The 19,438-nt window shown below is 71.9% G+C and carries 18 protein-coding genes; 7 read left to right on the top strand and 11 right to left on the bottom strand.

All coding sequences use genetic code 11. From position 1 onward, the window contains the following. Positions 1-19: 19 nt before the first annotated feature. The 5 genes from AMIS_RS27710 to AMIS_RS27690 form a co-directional block, all read right to left on the bottom strand. On the bottom strand, positions 20-826 hold the full coding sequence (locus AMIS_RS27710; RefSeq protein WP_014445740.1) for an SDR family oxidoreductase: 807 nt from the start codon (positions 824-826) through the stop codon (positions 20-22). A gap of 10 nt (positions 827-836) precedes the next feature. Next, a complete protein-coding gene (locus AMIS_RS27705) occupies positions 837-2,381 on the bottom strand; it encodes an AMP-binding protein (protein WP_014445739.1) in 1,545 nt (514 codons plus the stop codon). Between the two features lie 11 nt (positions 2,382-2,392). Next, positions 2,393-3,625 carry an acyl-CoA dehydrogenase family protein gene (locus AMIS_RS27700; RefSeq protein WP_014445738.1) on the bottom strand — a complete coding sequence of 411 codons (1,233 nt, stop codon included), beginning with the start codon at positions 3,623-3,625 and terminating at the stop codon, positions 2,393-2,395. A gap of 82 nt (positions 3,626-3,707) precedes the next feature. Then, a complete protein-coding gene (locus AMIS_RS27695; protein ID WP_014445737.1) occupies positions 3,708-4,592 on the bottom strand; it encodes a MaoC/PaaZ C-terminal domain-containing protein in 885 nt (294 codons plus the stop codon). 1 nt (position 4,593) lies between these two features. Next, the gene (locus AMIS_RS27690; protein WP_014445736.1) at positions 4,594-5,934 is read right to left on the bottom strand and encodes a 3-oxoacyl-ACP reductase; all 1,341 of its coding nucleotides are present in this window, start codon (positions 5,932-5,934) and stop codon (positions 4,594-4,596) included. Positions 5,935-6,035: 101 nt separating this feature from the next. On the opposite strand from AMIS_RS27690, the gene AMIS_RS27685 reads away from it, so the two are divergent. Continuing rightward, entirely contained in the window at positions 6,036-7,313 is a 1,278-nt protein-coding gene (locus AMIS_RS27685) for an acetyl-CoA C-acetyltransferase (protein ID WP_157435109.1), read from the top strand. Between the two features lie 133 nt (positions 7,314-7,446). On the opposite strand, the gene AMIS_RS27680 is transcribed toward AMIS_RS27685, so the two are convergent. Both AMIS_RS27680 and dhaM read right to left on the bottom strand, forming a co-directional pair. Beyond that, positions 7,447-7,707 carry an HPr family phosphocarrier protein gene (locus AMIS_RS27680; protein ID WP_051042156.1) on the bottom strand — a complete coding sequence of 87 codons (261 nt, stop codon included), beginning with the start codon at positions 7,705-7,707 and terminating at the stop codon, positions 7,447-7,449. After that, a complete protein-coding gene (gene dhaM / locus AMIS_RS27675) occupies positions 7,691-8,077 on the bottom strand; it encodes a dihydroxyacetone kinase phosphoryl donor subunit DhaM (protein WP_014445733.1) in 387 nt (128 codons plus the stop codon). Before dhaM ends, AMIS_RS27680 begins: the two co-directional genes overlap by 17 nt. Before the next feature lie 96 nt (positions 8,078-8,173). Between dhaM and dhaK the strand changes: the two genes are divergently transcribed. From dhaK to AMIS_RS27650, 5 genes are all read left to right on the top strand, one after another. Next, positions 8,174-9,166 carry a dihydroxyacetone kinase subunit DhaK gene (gene dhaK, locus AMIS_RS27670; RefSeq protein WP_014445732.1) on the top strand — a complete coding sequence of 331 codons (993 nt, stop codon included), beginning with the start codon at positions 8,174-8,176 and terminating at the stop codon, positions 9,164-9,166. A 1-nt stretch (position 9,167) separates the two neighbouring features. After that, positions 9,168-9,800 (top strand): dihydroxyacetone kinase subunit DhaL, encoded by a 633-nt coding sequence (gene dhaL / locus AMIS_RS27665; RefSeq protein WP_014445731.1) that lies wholly within the window; start codon positions 9,168-9,170, stop codon positions 9,798-9,800. A 130-nt stretch (positions 9,801-9,930) separates the two neighbouring features. After that, entirely contained in the window at positions 9,931-11,499 is a 1,569-nt protein-coding gene (locus tag AMIS_RS27660; RefSeq protein ID WP_041830104.1) for a methyl-accepting chemotaxis protein, read from the top strand. A gap of 38 nt (positions 11,500-11,537) precedes the next feature. Beyond that, on the top strand, positions 11,538-12,293 hold the full coding sequence (locus AMIS_RS27655; protein ID WP_014445729.1) for an acetoacetate decarboxylase family protein: 756 nt from the start codon (positions 11,538-11,540) through the stop codon (positions 12,291-12,293). Between the two features lie 106 nt (positions 12,294-12,399). After that, the gene (locus tag AMIS_RS27650; RefSeq protein WP_014445728.1) at positions 12,400-13,803 is read left to right on the top strand and encodes a YibE/F family protein; all 1,404 of its coding nucleotides are present in this window, start codon (positions 12,400-12,402) and stop codon (positions 13,801-13,803) included. Between the two features lie 10 nt (positions 13,804-13,813). Here AMIS_RS27650 and AMIS_RS27645 read toward each other — a convergent pair whose 3' ends face one another. Together AMIS_RS27645 and recD2 are read right to left on the bottom strand one after the other, a co-directional pair. After that, positions 13,814-14,446, bottom strand: a complete 633-nt coding sequence (locus AMIS_RS27645; RefSeq protein WP_041830103.1) for a DUF4360 domain-containing protein — start codon at positions 14,444-14,446, stop codon at positions 13,814-13,816. Positions 14,447-14,626: 180 nt separating this feature from the next. Further along, positions 14,627-16,813 (bottom strand): SF1B family DNA helicase RecD2, encoded by a 2,187-nt coding sequence (gene recD2 / locus AMIS_RS27640; RefSeq protein WP_014445726.1) that lies wholly within the window; start codon positions 16,811-16,813, stop codon positions 14,627-14,629. A gap of 56 nt (positions 16,814-16,869) precedes the next feature. Between recD2 and AMIS_RS27635 the strand changes: the two genes are divergently transcribed. Then, on the top strand, positions 16,870-17,844 hold the full coding sequence (locus tag AMIS_RS27635) for an acetylxylan esterase (RefSeq protein ID WP_014445725.1): 975 nt from the start codon (positions 16,870-16,872) through the stop codon (positions 17,842-17,844). A gap of 48 nt (positions 17,845-17,892) precedes the next feature. On the opposite strand, the gene AMIS_RS27630 is transcribed toward AMIS_RS27635, so the two are convergent. After that, the gene (locus tag AMIS_RS27630) at positions 17,893-18,162 is read right to left on the bottom strand and encodes a YggT family protein (protein ID WP_014445724.1); all 270 of its coding nucleotides are present in this window, start codon (positions 18,160-18,162) and stop codon (positions 17,893-17,895) included. A 97-nt stretch (positions 18,163-18,259) separates the two neighbouring features. Continuing rightward, a complete protein-coding gene (locus AMIS_RS27625; RefSeq protein WP_014445723.1) occupies positions 18,260-19,084 on the bottom strand; it encodes an aldo/keto reductase in 825 nt (274 codons plus the stop codon). Positions 19,085-19,438 lie beyond the last annotated feature (354 nt).

Genomic DNA, 19,438 nt, shown 5'->3' with positions numbered 1-19,438 from the left:
AGTTGCAGGAAAACTGTCCTCAGCCGTTGCGCCAGTCGCCGGACTCCAGGTGGGATCCCGCCTGCGGGCCCATCAGCAGCATGCCGCCGTCCACCACCCAGGAGGCCCCGGTGACGTAGCCGGCGTCCGGGCCGGCCAGCATCGCCACCACCGCGGCCACCTCGTTCGCGTCGCCCGGCCGGCCCGCCGGGATGCCGGGACGGCTCACCGTGTGCGGGTCGACGTCCTCGTTGCCGGTCATCGGCGTGGCGATCTCGCCCGGCGCCACCGCGTTCACCGTGATCCCGTCGGCCGCCAGCTCCTGCGCCATCACCTTGGTGAGCAGGCCGAGGCCGCCCTTCGCCGCGCAGTACGCGCCCGAGCCGACCCGCGGCGCGTGCTCGTGCACGCTGGTGATGTTGATGATCCGGCCGCCGCGCCGTCCCGCCAGCATCCGGCGGGCCGCCCGCTGCGCACAGAGGAACGGGCCGTCCAGGTCGACCGCGAGCACCCGCCGCCAGTCCTCCCAGGACGTCTCGGTCACCGGTGTGGCGATCCCGGTCCCGGCACAGTTGACCAGCACACCGAGGCCGCCGAGCGCGTCCGCCAGTTCGTCGATCACGTCCGCCGCGCCGGGCAGCTCGGACAGGTCGAGGCGCCGCACCTCGGCGCGGCGGCCGGCCGCCCGGACCTTCGCGGCGGTCTCCGCGGCGCCCTGCTCGTCGGAGCGGAACGTCACGCCCACGTCGAAGCCCGCCTTCGCGAGCGCCACGGCGGTGGCCTCGCCGATCCCGGAATCCGAGCCCGTGACGATCGCGACCCGGTCATAACTCTCACGCTGCGGCATGCCCTGCCGGTTACCCCGCCGCGGGACGAGGTAACTCGCGGGCCAGGATCTTGCCGGTCGCGTTCCGCGGCAGGGCGTCCAGGAAGATCACGTCGCGCGGCACACAGAACCGGGCCCGGTTGCGGCGCACGTGCTCGCGCACCACGTCCGGGTCCAGCTTCTCGTCCTCGCGCAGCACCAGATAGGCGGCGAGGCGCTGGCCGTACTCCTCGTCCGGCACCCCGATCACCGCGACCTCGCGCACCTGCGGCAGCGCGGCGAGCAGGTCCTCGACCTCGGCCGGATAGACGTTCTCCCCACCGGAGACGATCATGTCGTCCTCCCGGCCGTCGACGAAGACCCGTCCGGCCGCGTCGACGTGTCCCAGGTCGCCGGTGCCGAGCAGCCCGTGGCGCCTGCGGGTCGCCGCGTCGTTCGTGTACCCCTCGAAGATCATTTCGTTGGTCACGAAGATCCGGCCCACCGTCCCGGGAGGCGCCTCGCGGTCGTCCTCGTCGAGGATCCTCACGGTGGTCCCGGTGGGCGGCCGTCCGGCGGTGTCCGGGGCGGCCCGCAGGTCGGCCGGGGTGGCGATGGAGACCCAGGAGGCCTCGGTGGAGCCGTAGAGGTTGTAGAGGACGTCCCCGTACCGGTCCATGAACCGGGTGGCGAGGCCACCCGGCAGAGCTGAGCCGCTGACCGCGGCCACCCGCAAGGTCCGCGATCCCGCTTGCGCCGGGAGATCCATCAGCTGCTGCACCATGACGGGTACGGCGATGAGCGCGTCCACGCCCCCTCCGGCGATCGTGTCCCGTACCCGCTCGGGCTGGAACCGCCGGTGCAGATGGATCGTCGCGCGCAGCGCCAGGGCGATCTGCAGCCCGGCGAAGCCCCAGGTGTGGAAGAGCGGCGCGGAGATCAGCACGCGGTCGCCGGCGCGCAGCGGGATCCGGTCGATCACCGAGCAGAGCGGGCGGAAACCGCCGGGGGTGGGCCGGCGCGCGCCCTTGGGGGTCCCGGTCGTGCCGGACGTGAGCACGATGGTCCGCCCGGGCCGCTCCGGCGGCCGGAGGTCGCCGGAGCGGGTGCGCTCGCCCGGCCAGCGCTCGTCCCGGGTGGGGATCGTCAGCGGGGCCAATTGCGGGGCGAACTCGTCGTCGTGGAGCACCGCGCGCAGCTCCTGGTCGCCCCCGACAGCCGCCAGCTGGCTCGCCGAAAGACCGGTGTTGATCAGTACGGGGTCGGCGCCGAGCGTGGTGATCCCGATCAGCGTCTCGATCATCCGGGCCGAGTTGCGCATCAGCAGCCCGATCCGGTCCCGGCTCCCGACGCCCTCGTCGCGCAGCGCGCCCGCGATGCGCTCGGCGCCGGCCAGCAACTCGGCATAGGTCACCCGCCGGTCGTCGTCGACCACCGCGACCCGGTGCGGGCTGCGGGCGGCGGCCTGGCGCAGCTCGCCGGCGAGGCCGAAGCCCCAGCGGCCGAGCGCGCCGAACTGGCGGACGATCCGGACCGGGTTGCCCGGTGTGAGCAGCCCGCGCCGGGCCATGGTCGTCGCGATGAACGGCAGGTCCATGCGGGCCCCTCTCAGCGGATCTGGACTCCGGAGATGGCTCGGGCGATCACCAGTCGCTGGATCTCCGAGGTCCCCTCGAAGATCGTGTAGATCTTGGCGTCCCGGTACATCCGCTCCACCGGGTGGTCCCGCAGGTACCCGGCGCCGCCGAGGATCTGCACCGCCTTCTCGGTGACCGCGACCGCGACCTCGCCGGCCTTCAGCTTCGACATCGAGCCCTCGCCCGCGTCGAACGGGCGGTCGGCCCGGCCCATCCAGGCCGCCCGCCAGACCAGCAGGCGAGCCGCGTCGATCTCGGTACGCATGTCGGCGAGCGCAAACGCCACGGCCTGGTTCTCGATGATCGGGCGGCCGAACTGCACCCGGGTCTTGGCATAGTCCAGCGCGTACTCGTAGGCGGCCCGGGCGATGCCGATCGCCTGCGCGCCGACGGCCGGGCGGGAGAGCTCGAACGTGCGCATCGCGGCCTGCCCGGATCGGCGCTGCCCCTCGCGCGGCCGGTCCCGTGCCTCGCGGGCCCGCGCCAGCCGCTGGTCGAGGGCCTCCTTGCCGCCGAGCAGGCAGCTGCCGGGCACCCGGACGTCGTCCAGGAAGACGTCGGCCGTGTGCGAGGCGCGCAGGCCCAGCTTCTTCAGCTTGCGGGTGCCGGCCAGCCCCTTCGTGCCCGGCGGCACCACGAACGCGGCCTGCCCGCGGGCGCCCAGCGACGGGTCCACACTGGCCGTCACCACGTGCACGTTCGCGATCCCGCCGTTCGTGGCGTACGCCTTCTGCCCGGTGAGCACCCACTCGTCGGACGCCTCGTCGTAGACCGCCCGGCTGCGCATCGAGGCGACGTCCGACCCGGCCTCCGGCTCGGTGCTGCAGAACGCCGCCACCTTCGGATCGGCGGCGTCACCGAAGCACTGCGGCACCCATTCGACGAGTTGCTCCGGCGTACCCGATCCGTAGATCGCGGCGACCGCCAGGGACGTCCCGGAGATCGCCATGCCGATCCCGCCGTCACCCCAGAAGAGCTCCTCGTTGGCGACCGGCAGGCTCAGCCCGGAGGTGTCCGACCACGTGTTGACCAGGAACTCGAACCCGTAGAGCCCGATCTTCGCGGCCTCCTGGAGCACCGGCCACGGCGTCTCCTCGCGCTCGTCCCACTCGGCGGCGGCCGGCCGGATCACCGACGCGGCGAAGCCGTGGACCCATTCCCGCAGGTCTTGTTGCTCCTCGTTGAGGTCGAGCCAGAACTCCACGTCGGATCCGCCTCCCGCGCGCTGGTTAACTCGCCGGTAACTTTAGGAGCGCGCCCGATTCCTGACAACCACCATCGATGGATCAGGACGCGGCGGCGATGACCGAGCCGGTCAGGTGCGGCCGTTTCGAGGACAGGGCGAACTCCCATCCGGTGGCGGTCCGGGTGGCCGTGAACGCCGGCTTCGCGGGGAGCAGGACGGGTTGCTTGAAGGCGACGTCCACCGTGTACGCCGGGGGCAGCCGGCCCTCCAGCCCGGCCAGCGCGTGCGCGGCGGTCCACATGCCGTGGGCGATCGGGCGGGGGAAGCCGAACAGCCGGGCGCCGAGCCGGGACGTGTGGATCGGGTTGCGGTCGCCGGAGACGGCCGCGTAGTCGCCGCCGACCCGGGCCGGAACGCGCCAGAGCGCGCCGCCGGTCCGCGCGCCGCCGGGCGTCGTGGCGGCGCCGGGCGTGGTGGCCGTGGCGGCGCCGGCATGCTCCCGCGCGGCGGCCGGTTTCGTCACCCGCAGGTAGGTCGAGACCTCCCGCCAGACCTCGGCCCCGTCCACCGCCGCCGTGGTGACCAGGTCGAACCGGCGGCCGCGCGGATGGTCCCGCAGATCCGCCGCCCGGACCGAGAGGTCGAGACGGGAGTCCGCGGAGAGCGGCCGGCTCACCGTGATCCGGTTCGCCACGTGGACCAGGCCGATCAGCGGGAGCGGGAATTCCGGCATCGTCATCAGCCGCATCGCCAGGGGGAACGCCAGCACGTGCGGGTACGTCGCCGGCAGCGTGTCGGAGAGGCGGAACCCGCACACCCGGTCGTACGCGGCGAGGTGCCCCCGGTCCACCACGACGCCCCGGTGCACCATCTCGATCTCCGGCAGGGCGCTGCCCCGCCGGGCGCCGGGGAGCATCCCGAGCGCCGCCCGCGCGTACGCCGCGCCGGTGCCCGGACCCGAGCTGAGCTCGACGACCGCCACCACGTCAGGCCCCCAGCAGGCTCTGGCCGCAGACCCGGACCACGTTCCCGGTGATCATCTGCGAGCCGGGTGAGGCGAACCAGGCGATCGTCTCGGCCACGTCGATCGGCAGGCCGCCCTGGGACATGCTGTTCAGCCGCCGGCCCGCCTCCCGGAGCCCGACCGGCATCTTCGCGGTCATCGCGGTCTCGATGAAGCCGGGCGCCACCGCGTTGATCGTGATGCCGCGCGGTTCCAGCAGCGGCGCGGAGGACTGCACCATGCCGATCACGCCGGCCTTGCTCGTCGCGTAATTGGTCTGCCCCCGGTTCCCGGCGATGCCGGCGATCGAGGCGACCCCGATGATCCGGCCGCCGGTGTGGATCAGATCCCTCTCCAGCAGTACGTCGTTGACCCGCTCCGGCGCGGTCAGGTTCACCCCGATCACCGAGTCCCAGCGGTCCTCGGACATCCGGGCGATCGTCTTGTCCCGGGTGATGCCGGCGTTGTGCACCACGATGTCGGCGCCCGCGTGCGGCAGGGCCGCCAGATAGCCGGCCAGCCGGGCCGGGGCGTCCGGCGCGGTGAGGTCGAGCTGCAGCGCGCGGCCGGAGCAGGAGTTCGCCACGTCGGCGAGGGCGTCACCGGCGGCCGGCACGTCCAGCGCGATCACGTCGGCGCCATCGCGGGCCAGCGTCGTCGCGATCGCCGCGCCGATGCCCCGGGCCGCGCCGGTGACCAGGGCGAGCTTGCCGTCGAGCGGCCGCTGCCAGTCGGCCGGCGCCGGGGGAGTGCCGGCGCCGATCCGCACGACCTGCCCGGAGACGTAGGCCGACCGGCCGCTCAGCAGGAACCGCAAAGTGGAGTCGAGCGCCGCCTCGCCGCCGGGCGCGACGTAGACCAGCTGACTGGTCACCCCGCGCCCGAACTCCTTGCCGATGCTCCGGGTGAGACCTTCGAGGCTCCGCTGCGCGGTCGCCTCTTTCGGGCCGGGCGTCGCTTCCGGTGGGGTGCCCAGCACGATCACGCGGCCGGAGACCTTCACCGATCGGGCGTACGGGTGGAAGAAGTCGAAGAGAGCCCGCAACTGACCGGAGTCACCGATGCCCGTCGCGTCGAAGATCAGCGCGCCATGACGCGTACCCTCGGTGGGGGAGAGCGCGACCTCGACGCCTGCGTCTCCCAGCTGTTTGCGGACCGGCTCGGAGAGCCGGCCGCCCGGCGCCGCGCCCAGCAGGACCGGCCCGTCGACGAGCGGGTCGCCCGGACGGTGCCGGCGCAGACGCGGCGGATCAGGCAGCCCGAGGCGCTTGACCACGGTCCGGCCGAGGCCGGAGTTGGCGAAGTTCGCGTACCTGTCAGCCATGCGAGTAGCCTACTCGTCAGTAGCTTGCCGGGTGATCGCTGTGCTGGGTAATCACTGTGCTGCGTAATCGCTGTGCTGGGTAATCGAGGTGGAGGATGGTCGTGCCGGAGATCAATCGGGTGGCGGTGCTCGGTGGCAACCGGATCCCGTTCGCGCGGTCCAACAGCCGGTACGCCGAGGCGTCGAACCAGGACATGCTGACCGCCGCGCTGGACGGGCTGATCGCCCGGTTCGGCCTGGCCGGCGAGCAGCTCGGCGAAGTGGTCGCGGGCGCCGTGCTCAAGCACTCCCGGGACTTCAACCTGACCCGCGAGGTGGTGCTCGGGTCCCGCCTCGACCCGCGCACCCCGGCCTACGACATCCAGCAGGCCTGCGGCACCGGCCTGGAAGCCGCCATCCTGGTCGCCAACAAGATCGCGCTCGGCCAGATCGAGGCCGGTGTCGCCGGTGGCGTGGACACCACGTCGGACGCGCCGCTGCAGGTCAACGAGGACATGCGCCGCGCGTTGCTGTCGCTCAACCGGGCCCGCACGCTGGGTGACCGTCTCAAGGCCGTCGCCCGGCTGCGTCCGCAGCAGGCGCTCCAGCCGGAGCTGCCGCGCAACTCCGAGCCGCGGACCGGGCTCTCCATGGGCGAGCACGCGGCGATCACCGCCCTGCGCTGGCAGATCAGCCGGGAAGCACAGGACGAGCTGGCGCTGGCGTCGCATCAGCGCCTCGCCGCCGCGTACGACCGCGGGTTCTTCGACGATCTTCTGACGCCCTACCTGGGACTGACACGCGACCAGAACCTGCGCCCCGACACCACCCTGGAGAAACTCGCCGGGCTGAAGACGGTGTACGGCACGGAGAACCCGACCATGACGGCGGGCAACTCGACACCGCTCACCGACGGCGCGTCGACCGTGCTGCTCGCCTCCGAGCAGTGGGCGGCCGCGCACTCGCTGCCGGCGCTCGCGTACCTCGTCGACTCGGAGACCGCGGCCGTCGACTACGTGCACGGGGACGAGGGTCTGCTGATGGCCCCGGCGTACGCGGTGCCCCGGATGCTGGCCCGCAACGGGCTGAGCCTGCAGGACTTCGACTACTACGAGATCCACGAGGCGTTCGCGTCGCAGGTGCTCAGCACGCTCGCCGCGTGGGAGTCGCCGGAGTTCTGCAAGGAGCGTCTCGGGCTGGACGCGCCGCTCGGCGCCATCGACCGCGCGAAGCTGAACGTCAATGGTTCGTCACTGGCGGCGGGCCACCCGTTCGCCGCGACGGGCGGGCGGATCGTGGCGACTCTGGCGAAGCTGCTCGCGGAGAAGGGGTCGGGCCGCGGCCTGATCTCCATCTGCGCGGCGGGCGGGCAGGGCGTGGTGGCGATCCTGGAGCGCTGAGGTCGCGGGTGGGGTTTCCGCCGCTCACTGAGAGGCGAGCGAGCCGCATCCGGTCGTGACGATGGGTCACCGAGGCGGGCGAGCCGAACATTGGTGAACGTCGATCAAGTCGCCTGGTGACCGGCTCCGGAAACTACGACGCCGTGCGCAGGACCTCGGCCACGGCGGCCGCCGCCTCGGGGGCGTCGTCGCCGGTCGCGACCACGGTCACCGCGGTGCCGGCCTCGGCACCGAGCGACATCAGGCGCAGGGCGCTGCGGGCGTCGGCGGCGCGGTCGTCACGGCGTACCTGAACGGAGGCCTGGAAGGGGGCGACGGCCCGGACCACCGCACCCGCCGGCCGGGCGTGCAAGGCCGCCGGCAGAACGACCTCGATCTCAGAACTTGGGGACATCGCGCGCCTCCCGGGCTGCCGCGGCGACCGTTTCCAGATCGGCGCCGGTGGATGCGAGCACGGCCGCGGCGACCGCGCCCTCCACGAACGGCGCGTCCACCAGGATCGGGCCAGGGTCAAGATCATCGATTACGGTACGGGTGGTCAGCACCGCGCTGCCGAGATCGGCGAGGACCAGCACCCCGGCCCCGGTCTCCGCCCGCCCGATGGCCGCCGCGATCAGTTCCGCGTCGGTGCCCAGCCCGCCGCCGGGCAGTCCGCCGGCCGGCTCCACCCGTACCTCCTCGGTCGCCACCTGCCGCAGCAGGTCCCGAACCCCGTCCGCCAGTGTGCCGCTGTGCGACACGAGCACGATCCCGACAAGCGCCATGGGAATGGATGTTAGTCACCGAAAGGGTTGGCGGAATCGCTCAACGCGACGATGCTGATCCCCAGGGCACCGTCGCCCGACAGGGAGGAGCCGGCCGTGAAGAAATTCATCAACGATCCCGCCGACGTGGTGGCCGAGGCGCTCGCCGGGCTCGCCGCCGCCCATCCCGAGTTGCGCGTCGACGCAGCCGAGCAGTACGTGGCACGCGCCGGCACGCCCCGCGCCGGGAAGGTCGCGCTGGTCTCCGGTGGCGGCTCCGGCCACGAGCCGCTGCACGGCGGTTTCGTCGGACCGGGGATGCTCGACGCCGCCTGTCCCGGCGAGATCTTCACCTCGCCGGTGCCGGACCAGATCTTGGCCGCCACCAAGGCGGTCGACGGGGGCGCCGGTGTCGTGCACGTGGTCAAGAACTACACCGGCGACGTGATGAACTTCCAGCTCGCCGCCGAGATGGCCGCCGACGAGGGCATCACCGTCGAGACGGTGCTGGTCGACGACGACGTGGCGGTGGAGAACTCGACGTGGACGGCCGGGCGGCGCGGCACCGGCGCCACCCTGCTGGTCGAGAAGATCGCCGGGGCGCGGGCCGAGGAGGGCGGCAAGCTGGCCGAGGTCGCGGCGATCGGGCGGCGGGTCAACGAGAGATCCGCGTCCTTCGCGTATGCGTTGACGGCCGGCACCACGCCGTCCGCCGGTCGTCCCGGGTTCGACCTGCCGGAGGACGAGATCGAGGTCGGCGTCGGCATCCACGGCGAGCCGGGCCGCCGCCGGGAGAAGCTGCGTCCCGCCCGGGAGCTCGTGGCGTCGGCGCTGGACGCGATCGTGACGGCGAAGGAACCCGGTGACCGGGTGATCGTGCTGGTCAACGGACTGGGTGGGACACCCTTGATCGAGCTGTACCTGGTCTACGGCGAGCTGACGAAGCTCCTCGAAGCACGGAACATCACGATAGAACGCCGGTTGATAGGAAATTATGTGACAAGTCTGGATATGGCTGGTCTGTCGATCACGCTGACCGGGGTGGACGACGAGATGCTCCGGCTCTGGGACGCCCCGGTTGTCACGCCGGGCCTGCGGTGGGGCGCCTGACGTGGAGGTGGATCTCGCCATCGGGTGGATGCGCGCCACCGCGGACGCCGTCGCGGCGGCGTCGGACGAGCTGACCCGGCTGGACGCGGCGATCGGGGACGGCGACCACGGGGTGAACCTGACTCGCGGCTTCACGGCCGTGGCCGCGGCCCTGGAGGCCGGGAGCTTCACGAGCGCCGGCGAGGTGTTCGTGAAGGCCGGCAGCACGCTGATCTCCAAGGTCGGCGGGGCGTCCGGACCGCTCTACGGCAGCGCGCTGCGATCGCTCGGCAAGGCGCTGCCGCCCGGCCCGACGGTCACCCCGGCCGACCTGGCTGCGGGCCTGCACGCCGGGCTGGAGGCGGTCCGCAAACTGGGCGGCGCGGAACCCGGCGACAAGACGATCGTGGATGCCTGGAAGCCCGCGGCGGACGCCTTCGAGGCGGCGGTGGCGGCCGGCGGCGACCTGACCGCGGCAGCCGGGGAGGCGGCGGTGGCGGCCCGGGAGGGTGCCCGCGCCACCGCCGGCCTGCTCGCGCGCAAGGGACGGGCTTCCTATCTGGGTGAGCGAAGTGTCGGACATCAGGACCCGGGCGCGACCTCGGCGGCGCTGCTGTTCCGGGCACTGAGCGAGCAGACAGGCAATTCCGGATAGTTCCCTCGTTCGGGGTCACTCGAAATCCACAATATGAGGAAAGAGTGGCTCCGTACCTCCTCAACCCGCGCCCCGGCGTGCCGATTGCGCGGGGCAGAGCCCAGAGCGGGCGGAGATGAGGAGGCTTGTGATGGGCTTGAGTGGTGCGTTCGACAACCGCTCCTTGCGTACGAAGATCGGCGCCGCCGCGATGGTCGCGACCCTGAGCGGTCTGATCGTCGGTGGCGTCGCCATCAAGACGGTGTTCGACCTGAACGAGGACGCCGCGACCGCGCAGCGCCAGTCGATCAAGATCGCGACGTCGGTCGGCACGTTCAGCAAGAACATCGAGGCGTACGTGGGCGGCAACTCCGCCCTGCAGCTCTACCCGAACATCGCGAAGCAGCTCAGCGCCGCGATGGAGGCGAACAAGGACGCCGTCGAAGCCGCGCTCGGTGACCTGGAGGCGGCGCTGCCCGGGGACGCGAACGTCGCCAAGGCGAAGCAGGACTGGGCGGACTTCATCGAGTTCGTCGGCACCGACCGGTCCGGCGCCAGCGCCGCCGAGCTGACCCAGGCGCTGACCCAGTACACCGCGCTGCACGAGGCGCTCGGCGACGACCAGACCGCCCTGCAGGACCAGGCGACGGCGCTCGCCGAGGCGCAGATCGCCGACGCTGAGGACGCCGGCCGCGAGGCCGCCTACCTGATCGCCGGCCTGCTCGCGGCGGGTGTGCTGCTCAGCCTGCTGATCGGCTTCCGGGTGGCAGCGCGGGTCGGCCAGACCGTCCGCGGCGTCTCCAACATCGCCGAAGGGCTCGCCGAGGGCGACCTGACCCGTACCTCCGGGGTGACCACCCAGGACGAGATCGGCCGGATGGCCGCCGCCCTGGACAAGGGCATCGCCCGCCTGCGTGAGGACGTCGTCCAGCTGGCCGGCAACGCCGGCACCATCCAGTCCGCCGCCGCCCAGCTCAGCTCGGTCTCGGTCGCCGTGGACGCCGCCGCCCAGCAGGCCTCCTCCCAGGCCGGCACGGTCGCGTCGGCCGCCGACGTGGTCTCCAACAACCTGCAGTTCGTCTCGGCCGGCTCGCAGGAGATGGGCTCGGCGATCCGCGACATCAGCGTCTCCACGTCGGAGGCCACCCAGGTCGCGGCCCAGGCCGTGCAGGTCGCCTCGCAGACCAACGCGATCGTGGCGCGTCTCGGCGAGAGCTCCGAGGAGATCGCCACCGTGGTCAAGGTGATCACCAGCATCGCCGAGCAGACCAACCTGCTCGCCCTGAACGCGACGATCGAGGCGGCCCGCGCCGGTGAGGTCGGCAAGGGCTTCGCGGTCGTCGCCGGCGAGGTCAAGGACCTGGCCCAGGAGACCGCGAAGGCGACCGAGGACATCTCCCAGCGGGTCTCCGCCATCCAGGCCGACACCAGCGGCGCGGTCACCGCGATCGGCGAGATCTCGGCGATCATCGAGCGGATCAACGGCCTGCAGCTGACGATCGCGTCCGCGGTCGAGGAGCAGACCGCCACCACCCAGGAGATGAACCGGACCCTCACCGAGGCGGCCAGCAGCGCCGGCGACATCGCCGTGACGATCACGACGGTCTCCGACGCGACCCGCCGCACCACCGAGACGGTCGGTGACACCCGTACCGCCGCCGACGACCTCAACGTCACGGCCGCGCAGCTCCAGTCGGTGGTCTCCCGCTTCCGTTACTAGTCCTTTCGATACCGAACCGCAGGTGTCAATCTAAGGGCATGTATCCGCCCGAACCCTGGCACCTGCGCGGTCAGATGTACCTCTCGCTCTTCCTCGTCCCCCGGGGGAAGCTCCCGCAGCTTCCCCCGGTCCTGCGCGACACGGTCCGCCCGGTCACGGTCGGCGGCCGGGTCGCGGTCGGCGCCGCCTGGGTCTCCTACGAGCCGGGCGGCGTCCTGCATTACCGGGAACTGCTCAGCGCGGTGCTGGTGCACGAGCGCGGCCGTCCCCGGGTCAGCATCACCGACATCTGGGTGGACAGCGTGGCGTCCCGGGAGGGCGGCCGGCGGCTCTGGGGCATCCCCAAGGAGATGGCCGAGCTCCAGCTCGACGCCGACACCGAGCCGCTCGTCGACGCGTCCGCCTCCGTCGCGCCCTCCTCCGGCACGTCCTCCTCCGGCACGTCTTCTTCCATCGCGTCCTCTTCCGTCGCGTCCGCTTCCGGCGCCGGCGGGCCGATCGGCTCGGCGCTGGTCCGGCTGAAAGGGCGGCTGCCGGGCCGTTTCCCGCTGGGCTTCACGGTGGCCCAGGCTCTGGGCGACGCGGTCCGGCGCACACCGGTGCGAGGCCGCGGCGGATTGCGTACGGCCGACGCGGCGTGGCGTGCCGACCCGGCCGGCCCGCTCGGCTACCTGGCCGGCCGGCGTCCCGTGCTGAGCCTCGCGATCACCGACTTCTGGCTCGTCTTCGGCCGCACCCCGAAGGACCGGGCACGGGCCGGCCACCCTGCCGCGAAGGGGAACGCCCGCCCGTGACATGACGCTCCACCCCGGCGCGAAGGGGAACGCCCGCCCGTGACATGACGCTCCACGGGTACGGTTCGGTGCGGCAGCACCACCGCCGACCGTGACGAGGAGCGAGATGAGCCCGGCCGACCACCAGCACCACCACACCCCGGGCACGGCGCAGCCGATGTCGCCCCGGGCCCGCCGGATCACGCTCTGGCTGCTGCTGCCGGCGGTCCTGCTCACCGTGGTGGGGATGCTGCTGCTCTGGCCGCGCGACGCGCCGACGGCGGTCGAGGGCGAGGGTCCGCAGCGGGCCACCGGCGAGATCGTGTCGATCGTCCCGGAGGCCTGCCCGGAGGTGCCGGAGGGGGAGACCCCGCTGACCGGCTGCGGGACGGTCACGGTGCGGCTCGGCGACGGCACGGTGATCACCACGGACATCCCGTCCGGACCGGGCGCGCCCGAGGTGGAGGCCGGCGACCGGGTGGTCCTGCTGGTCCTGGCGGACGAGGACGGCAGCCTCGGCTACTCGATCTCCGACCACGAGCGGTCGCGAGGGCTCTGGCTGCTCGGGGCGGCGTTCGCGCTCGCCGTCGTCGCGTTCGGCAGGTGGCGTGGGCTGACCGCGCTCGGCGGGCTCGCCGTCACGTTCGCGATCCTGCTCTTCTTCATCGTCCCGGCGATCCTGGACGGCCGCTCACCCGTCGCGGTGGCGGTGGTCGGCGCCGCCGCGATCATGCTGATCGTGCTTTACCTGACCCACGGGTTCACGCTGACCACCACGATCGCGGTGGCCGGCACCCTGGCCAGCCTCGCGATCACGGCGGTGCTCGCCGCCGCCGCGACCGCCGCGGTGCACCTCACCGGGGTGGCCGACGAGACGTCCAACTACCTGACGATCACCCAGGGCGACGTGAACATGCAGGGCCTCCTGCTGGCCGGCATCGTGATCGGCTCGCTCGGCGTGCTCGACGACGTCACCGTCACCCAGTCCGCCACCGTCTCCGAGCTGGCCATCGCCAATCCACGGTACGGGTTCCGCCGGCTCTACGGCGCCGCCACCCGGATCGGCCGGGCCCACATCGCCTCGGTGATCAACACGATCGTCCTGGCGTACGCCGGGGCCTCGCTGCCGTTGATGCTGCTCTTCGCGGCCGGCAACACCCCGGTGAGCGAGCTGCTCACCTCGCAGCTCATCTCCCAGGAACTGGTGCGCAGCGCGGTCGGCACGATCGGCCTGGTCGCCGCCGTGCCGATCACCACGGCGCTGGCGGCGCTGCTGGCCTCCCGGGCGTCCGTCCCGGCACAGTCCGCTGAACCGGCCGGTTCCGCGCCGGGTGCGCCGTTCTCGGGGCCGGGCGGCTCCGCTCAGGGCGCGCCGTTCACGGGGCCGGGTGGCTCCGCTCAGGGTGCGCCGTTCACGGGGCCGGGCGGTTCCGCGCAGGGTGCGCCGGGCGGCGGCGCCGCCCCCGCCGAGGGTGGGGGACGGCGTCCGCCGGAGGAGGACCCCTGGGCCGCGTTCGTCGATCGCCGCTGACCGCGCGGGATCAGGAGCACTTCTTCCACTGCAGGCGGTAGACGGTGTTGATCGCCGCGTCGGTGGAGTCCATCGAGATGAAGCTGGTGTGCTTCCGCGAGTCCGATGTCCCCCGGTTGACGCGCAATTCCGTGTTGATGTTGAGGACCCGCCGGTCGCCGCACTTCAGCCAGTTCATCGAGGCGATTCCGACGTGATCGGTGCGCTGCCAGTTGTCGTCCATCGGGCCCCGCAATGGGTGCGAGCTGCGCGTCGTCTGGGTATATCCCTGGAAGTAGTAACTGGCGAGCTGCTCGGCCCGGGCGCCCTTCTGCAGGTTCGCGTAACCGCGGTAATCGGCGGTCGCGATCGCGAACGTGAATCCGTTCGGAACCTTGATGTCGAGAGCGAGCTGACAGTTCTTCCGGAAGTCCAGGGGCGTCGCCTCCGGGCCGACCTGGGCGGTGTATTCCGCGTACGTGACGGTGAAGGCCTTGTTGTCCTTCGCCACCGAGATGGCCTTCGACTCGTCCGGGCAGCCGGAGCCGTTGGCGTTGACCACGTCAATGATCATCATTTCGTCCGGGGTGGGCCCGGCCTGGGCGGGAGCGGCCACGGCCAGCGCGCCGAGCATTGCCGCCCCGGCGGTGAGAGTGCGCAACATGAGTATTGCTCCGTTCTTTTGTGAAACCATTCGGCGAAGCGCGGAATTGTTTTCCATTGCTCACCATAGTGATTTCCCGGAACGGCCTTGCCCGCCCAGGAAACAGTCGAACGGAAGTCCGGTAAAGGCGACCATTCGGCCCGATTCAGCCAATCGCCGCACGGCCGCCGCCGCGGTGTGCTATGAGCCGAGGCGGCGGGTCAGGGCGGTGTGCCGGCGCCCCGCGCTCACGGTGCGGACCGCGGCGGCCAGGGCCCGGCGGGAGCCGACCAGCACGACCAGCTTCTTGGCGCGGGTGATCGCGGTGTAGAGGAGGTTGCGCTGCAGCATCATCCAGGCGCTGGTGGTCAGCGGGATCACCACGGCCGGGTACTCCGAGCCCTGGGACCGGTGGATCGTGATGGCGTAGGCGTGTGCCAGCTCGTCCAGCTCGTCGAAGTCGTACTCGATGAGCTCGTCCTCGTCGGTGCGGACGGTGAGGGTCTGTTCCTCGGGGGACAGTCCGGTCACGACGCCCACGGTGCCGTTGAAGACGCCTGCCGCGCCCTTGTCGTAGTTGTTCCGGATCTGGGTGACCTTGTCGCCGACCCGGAACACCCGGCCGCCGAGCCGTTTCTCCGGCAGGCCCTCGCGGCCCGGCGTGAGCTGCTGCTGGAGCAGGCCGTTGAGCGCGCCCGCGCCGGCCGGGCCGCGGTGCATCGGGGCGAGCACCTGCACGTCACGGCGCGGGTCGAGGCCGAACTTGCGGCCGATCCGGGTGCAGACCACGTCGACGGTGAGCGCCGCGGTGGCTTCGGTGTCGTCGCAGGGGAAGAGGAAGAAGTCGGTCATGCCGTCGAGCAGCGGCGGCCGGCCCTGGTTGACCCGGTGCGCGTTGGTGACCACGCCGCTCTGCGCGGCCTGCCGGAAGATCTGGGTGAGCCGGACGCGCGGGATCGCGTCGGCGGCGAGCAGGTCGCGCAGCACCTCGCCGGCCCCGACCGAGGGGAGCTGGTCGACGTCGCCGACCAGCAGCAGGTGCGCGCCCTGCGGGACGGCCTTGACCAGCTTGTTCGCCAGGATCAGGTCGAGCATGCTGGCTTCGTCGACGACGAGCAGGTCGGCGTCGAGGGGGTTGTCCCGGTCGTAACTGGCGTCCCCGCCGGGCTGCAGCTTGAGCAGGCGGTGGACGGTGGCGGCGGGGTGGCCGGTCAGCTCGGCGAGCCGTTTCGCGGCCCGGCCGGTCGGAGCGACGAGCTGGATCTTGGCGCGTTTCGCGGCGGCGAGCTCGACGATCGACCGTACCGTGAAGCTCTTGCCGCATCCGGGGCCGCCGGTGAGCACCGCGACCTTGGACGTGAGCGCGAGCCGGACGGCCTGTTCCTGCTCGGGGGCGAGCGTCTGCCCGGTGCGCTGATGGAGCCAGGCGAGCGCCTTGTCCCAATCGACGGCGGCGAACTGCCCCAGCCTGTCGGAGTTGTCCGACAGAAGCCGGAGCAGCGACGACGCCAGCGACTGCTCCGCCCGGTGGAACGGCACCAGATAGACGGCGTCGTCCTCGCGGACCACCCCCTCCTCCTCGACGAGGGAGGTGAGACACGACGGGACGAGGCCCTCGGGAACGTCCAAGATCTTCGCGGCCTCCGACACCAGCGTGTCCGCCGGCAGGAAGCAGTGCCCGTTGTCGGTGGCCTGCGACAGCGTGTACTGCAGGCCGGCTTTCACCCGCTCGGGGCTGTCGTGCGGGATCCCGACGGCCTGCGCGATCGTGTCCGCCGTCTTGAAGCCGATGCCCCAGACGTCCGAGGCCAGCTTGTACGGCGAGTTCTTCACCACCGCGATGGACGAGTCGCCGTACTTCTTGTAGATCCGCACGGCGATCGACGTGGACACCCCGACGCCCTGGAGGAAGACCATCACCTCCTTGATCGCCTTCTGCTCGGCCCACGCCGAGGTGATCTTCGCGGTGCGTTTCGGGCCGAGGCCGGGCACCTCGATCAGCCGCTCCGGCGACTCCTCGATCACGTCCAGGGTGTCCAGTCCGAAGTGGTCCACGATCCGCTCGGCGAAGACCGGCCCGATGCCCTTGACCAGGCCCGACCCGAGGTAGCGGCGGATGCCCTGGATGGTCGCCGGCAGCACGGTGGTGTACGAGATCACCTCGAACTGCCGCCCGTACTGCGGGTGCGACGACCACCAGCCGCTCAGCCGCAGGCTCTCCCCGGGCTGCGCGCCGAGCAGCGATCCGACCACGGTGAGCAGATCCGTGCCGGAGCCGGTGGCGACCCGGGCGACGGTGTAACCGGTCTCCTCGTTCACGTAGGTGAGCCGCTCGAGGACCGCTTCCAGGACGTGGGGGGACTTCGACACGGGGGCCTTGGACACCACGTCATCGTGCCTCGTGGTCTGGAACCGATCAGCGGCAGGGCATAGCGTGATCGACCATGGCGCTGTTTGACTTCCCGCTCCACGAATTGCGCACGTACCGTCCCTCTCACCCGGAACCGGCCGGCTTCGACGCCTTCTGGTCCGGCACCCTGGCCGCCGCCCGCCGGGCCGCCCTTCCGCCGAAGGTGGCCGAGCACACCACCCCGCTGCGCGGCGTCACCACCTACGACGTGACGTTCAGCGGGTACGCCGGCCAGCCGGTCCGGGCCTGGCTGAACCGCCCGGCCGGCGCGACCGGTCCGCTGCCGGTGATCGTCGAGTTCATCGGTTACGGCGGCGGCCGCGGCCTGCCGATCGACTGGCTGATCTGGGCCAGCGCCGGATACGCGCACCTGATCATGGACACTCGCGGTCAGGGCGGCGGCTGGCGCGGCGGCGACACCCCGGACCCGGACGAGTCCGGCGCGGGGCCGTCCGCGCCCGGCTTCCTGACCCGCGGGGTGCAGTCACCGGAGACGTTCTACTACCGCCGGCTGATCACCGACGCGGCGCGGGCCGTGGAGACCGCCGCGGAACTGCCCGGCGTGGACGCGTCCCGGATCGTCGTCACCGGCAAGAGCCAGGGCGGCGCGCTCTCCCTGGCCGCGGCGGGACTGGTCCCGGACCTGGTCTCGGCGGTGGTGTCGGCCGTGCCGTTCCTCTGCGACATCCGGCGGGCGGTCACGGTGACCGACGTCAACCCGTACGCGGAAGTGGTCCGGTTCCTGCGGGCCAACCCCCACCTCGCGGACCGGACGCTGGCGACGCTCGACCACGTCGACGCGGTGAACTTCGCCCGCCGGGTGACCGCTCCGGCGCTGCTCTCGGTCGGCATGATGGACGACGTCTGCCCGCCGTCCGGGGTGTTCGGGGCGTACAACACGCTGCCCGGCTCGAAGCAGATCGAGGTCTACGAGTGGGACGGGCACGAGGGTGGCCGGACCCATTTCGACACCCTCGCCTGCGAGTTCGTCGACGACATCCTGAACTGACGCGACCGGGCCCGGTCGCAGGACCGGGCCCGGTGCGCGCAGACCGCGTCAGATCAGCGCGCGCAGCACGCCGATCGCCAGGAAGACCAGGATGAACGACAGGTCGATGGCGACACCACCCACGCGCAGCGGCGGGATGACCCGGCGCACCGGCGCGAGTACCGGCTCGGTGACCGAGTAGACGCCGCTGAGCGCCCGGGACCGGAACGATCCCGGCATGGCGGGTCCGGCCAGGGTCACGCTCCAGTCGAGGACGGCACGGGCGATGAGCAGGAACTGGAAGAGCAACAGTGCCAGACTGACGAGACCGAGGAGCATCGGAACCTCCAACTCCGGGGGATGTGCTTCAACTATGAGTCGGCTTCCTGTGCGCTTCCTTTACGTTTCCTGAGCCATCCTCAGGGGCGGAGTCGTGTCAGTTGAAGTGCGCCGGGTGCGGCCCGGTCCGCCCGTCCGACTCCAGCGCGTCGATCGCGGCCAGCTCGTCCGCGGTCAGCTCGAAGTCGAAGATCGCCAGGTTCTCCCGGATCCGCGACGGCGTCACCGACTTCGGGATCACCACGCGTCCCTGCTGCACGTGCCACCGCAGCACCACCTGCGCCGGCGTGCGGTCGTGCGTGGTGGCGATCGAGGTGATCGCCGGGTCGTCCAGCACGCCGGCCTGCGCGAGCGGGCTCCACGCCTCGGTCACCACGCCCATCTGCGTGCCGGCCTCCTGCACGTCGCGCTGCTGCAGGGCCGGGTGCACCTCGATCTGGTTCACCGCCGGGACGGTGCCGCCCAGGTCCGCCACCGCCCGCAGGTGCTCCGGCAGGAAGTTGGAGACGCCGATCGCGCGGATCCGCTTCTGCTCGTAGAGCGACTCCAGGGCCCGCCAGGTGTCCAGGTACTTCCCGTGCTTCGGCGTGGGCCAGTGGATCAGGTAGAGGTCCAGCTGGTCCAGCCCGAGACGGGCGAGACTGGCGTCGAACGCGCGCAGCGTCTCGTCGTACCCCTGATCGCTGTTCCAGACCTTGGTCGTCACGAAGAGCTCGTCGCGCGGAATGCTCGCGTCGCGCAGCGCGGCGCCGACTCCGGCCTCGTTGCCGTAGACGGCGGCCGTGTCGATGCTGCGGTAACCGGCCTCCAGCGCGGTGGTGACCGCGGCGGCGGTCTCCGCCTCGGGGATCTGAAAGACGCCGTAGCCGATCTGCGGCATGGTGACGCCGTTGTTCAAGGTGATGGCGGGGATGCCGGCCATGCGTTCGCCTCCGGGTTGCGTGCGTGCGGGCGCGCCTGCCGCACCGGCGGTGGCCGGTGAGGGCGCGCTCTACGCATACCCCGAAAAGCAGATGATCAACAAGCGATTCCGCGGCCCGGGTGGTGGGCGAGGTGGATGCGGCGCCGCGGCACCGCGGATTCCCTTTCCGGTACGGGACTGAGCGGGCACCCGTCCGATTCCGGTTACGGCGCCCACCGCCTCGGCGGCAAAGCTGACACTCGGGAGCGCGGGGCGGCGCGGGGCCGGCCGATCGGCGCGGGAGCCGGGCTGCGGCGCGGGCGGTGGCGGCGGCCCGGCAGGACCCGCGCTGCCGTGGGTGACGCGCGGGCGGGC

The sequence above is a fragment of the Actinoplanes missouriensis 431 genome (genome assembly GCF_000284295.1).
GTDB lineage: Bacteria > Actinomycetota > Actinomycetes > Mycobacteriales > Micromonosporaceae > Actinoplanes > Actinoplanes missouriensis.
This window is presented reverse-complemented; position numbering and strand designations above follow the sequence as displayed.

Bases quoted from the DNA above. Each gene is read 5' to 3' on its own strand.
- AMIS_RS27635 (WP_014445725.1), top strand. From the start codon at position 16,870: ATGGCGCTGTTTGACTTCCCGCTCCACGAATTGCGCACGTACCGTCCC.
- AMIS_RS27660 (WP_041830104.1), top strand. From the start codon at position 9,931: ATGGGCTTGAGTGGTGCGTTCGACAACCGCTCCTTGCGTACGAAGATC.
- AMIS_RS27650 (WP_014445728.1), top strand. From the start codon at position 12,400: ATGAGCCCGGCCGACCACCAGCACCACCACACCCCGGGCACGGCGCAG.
- AMIS_RS27630 (WP_014445724.1), bottom strand. From the start codon at position 18,162: ATGCTCCTCGGTCTCGTCAGTCTGGCACTGTTGCTCTTCCAGTTCCTG.
- AMIS_RS27705 (WP_014445739.1), bottom strand. From the start codon at position 2,381: ATGGACCTGCCGTTCATCGCGACGACCATGGCCCGGCGCGGGCTGCTC.
- AMIS_RS27655 (WP_014445729.1), top strand. From the start codon at position 11,538: ATGTATCCGCCCGAACCCTGGCACCTGCGCGGTCAGATGTACCTCTCG.
- AMIS_RS27690 (WP_014445736.1), bottom strand. From the start codon at position 5,934: ATGGCTGACAGGTACGCGAACTTCGCCAACTCCGGCCTCGGCCGGACC.
- AMIS_RS27680 (WP_051042156.1), bottom strand. From the start codon at position 7,707: ATGTCCCCAAGTTCTGAGATCGAGGTCGTTCTGCCGGCGGCCTTGCAC.
- AMIS_RS27645 (WP_041830103.1), bottom strand. From the start codon at position 14,446: ATGTTGCGCACTCTCACCGCCGGGGCGGCAATGCTCGGCGCGCTGGCC.
- AMIS_RS27710 (WP_014445740.1), bottom strand. From the start codon at position 826: ATGCCGCAGCGTGAGAGTTATGACCGGGTCGCGATCGTCACGGGCTCG.
- dhaM (WP_014445733.1), bottom strand. From the start codon at position 8,077: ATGGCGCTTGTCGGGATCGTGCTCGTGTCGCACAGCGGCACACTGGCG.
- AMIS_RS27625 (WP_014445723.1), bottom strand. From the start codon at position 19,084: ATGGCCGGCATCCCCGCCATCACCTTGAACAACGGCGTCACCATGCCG.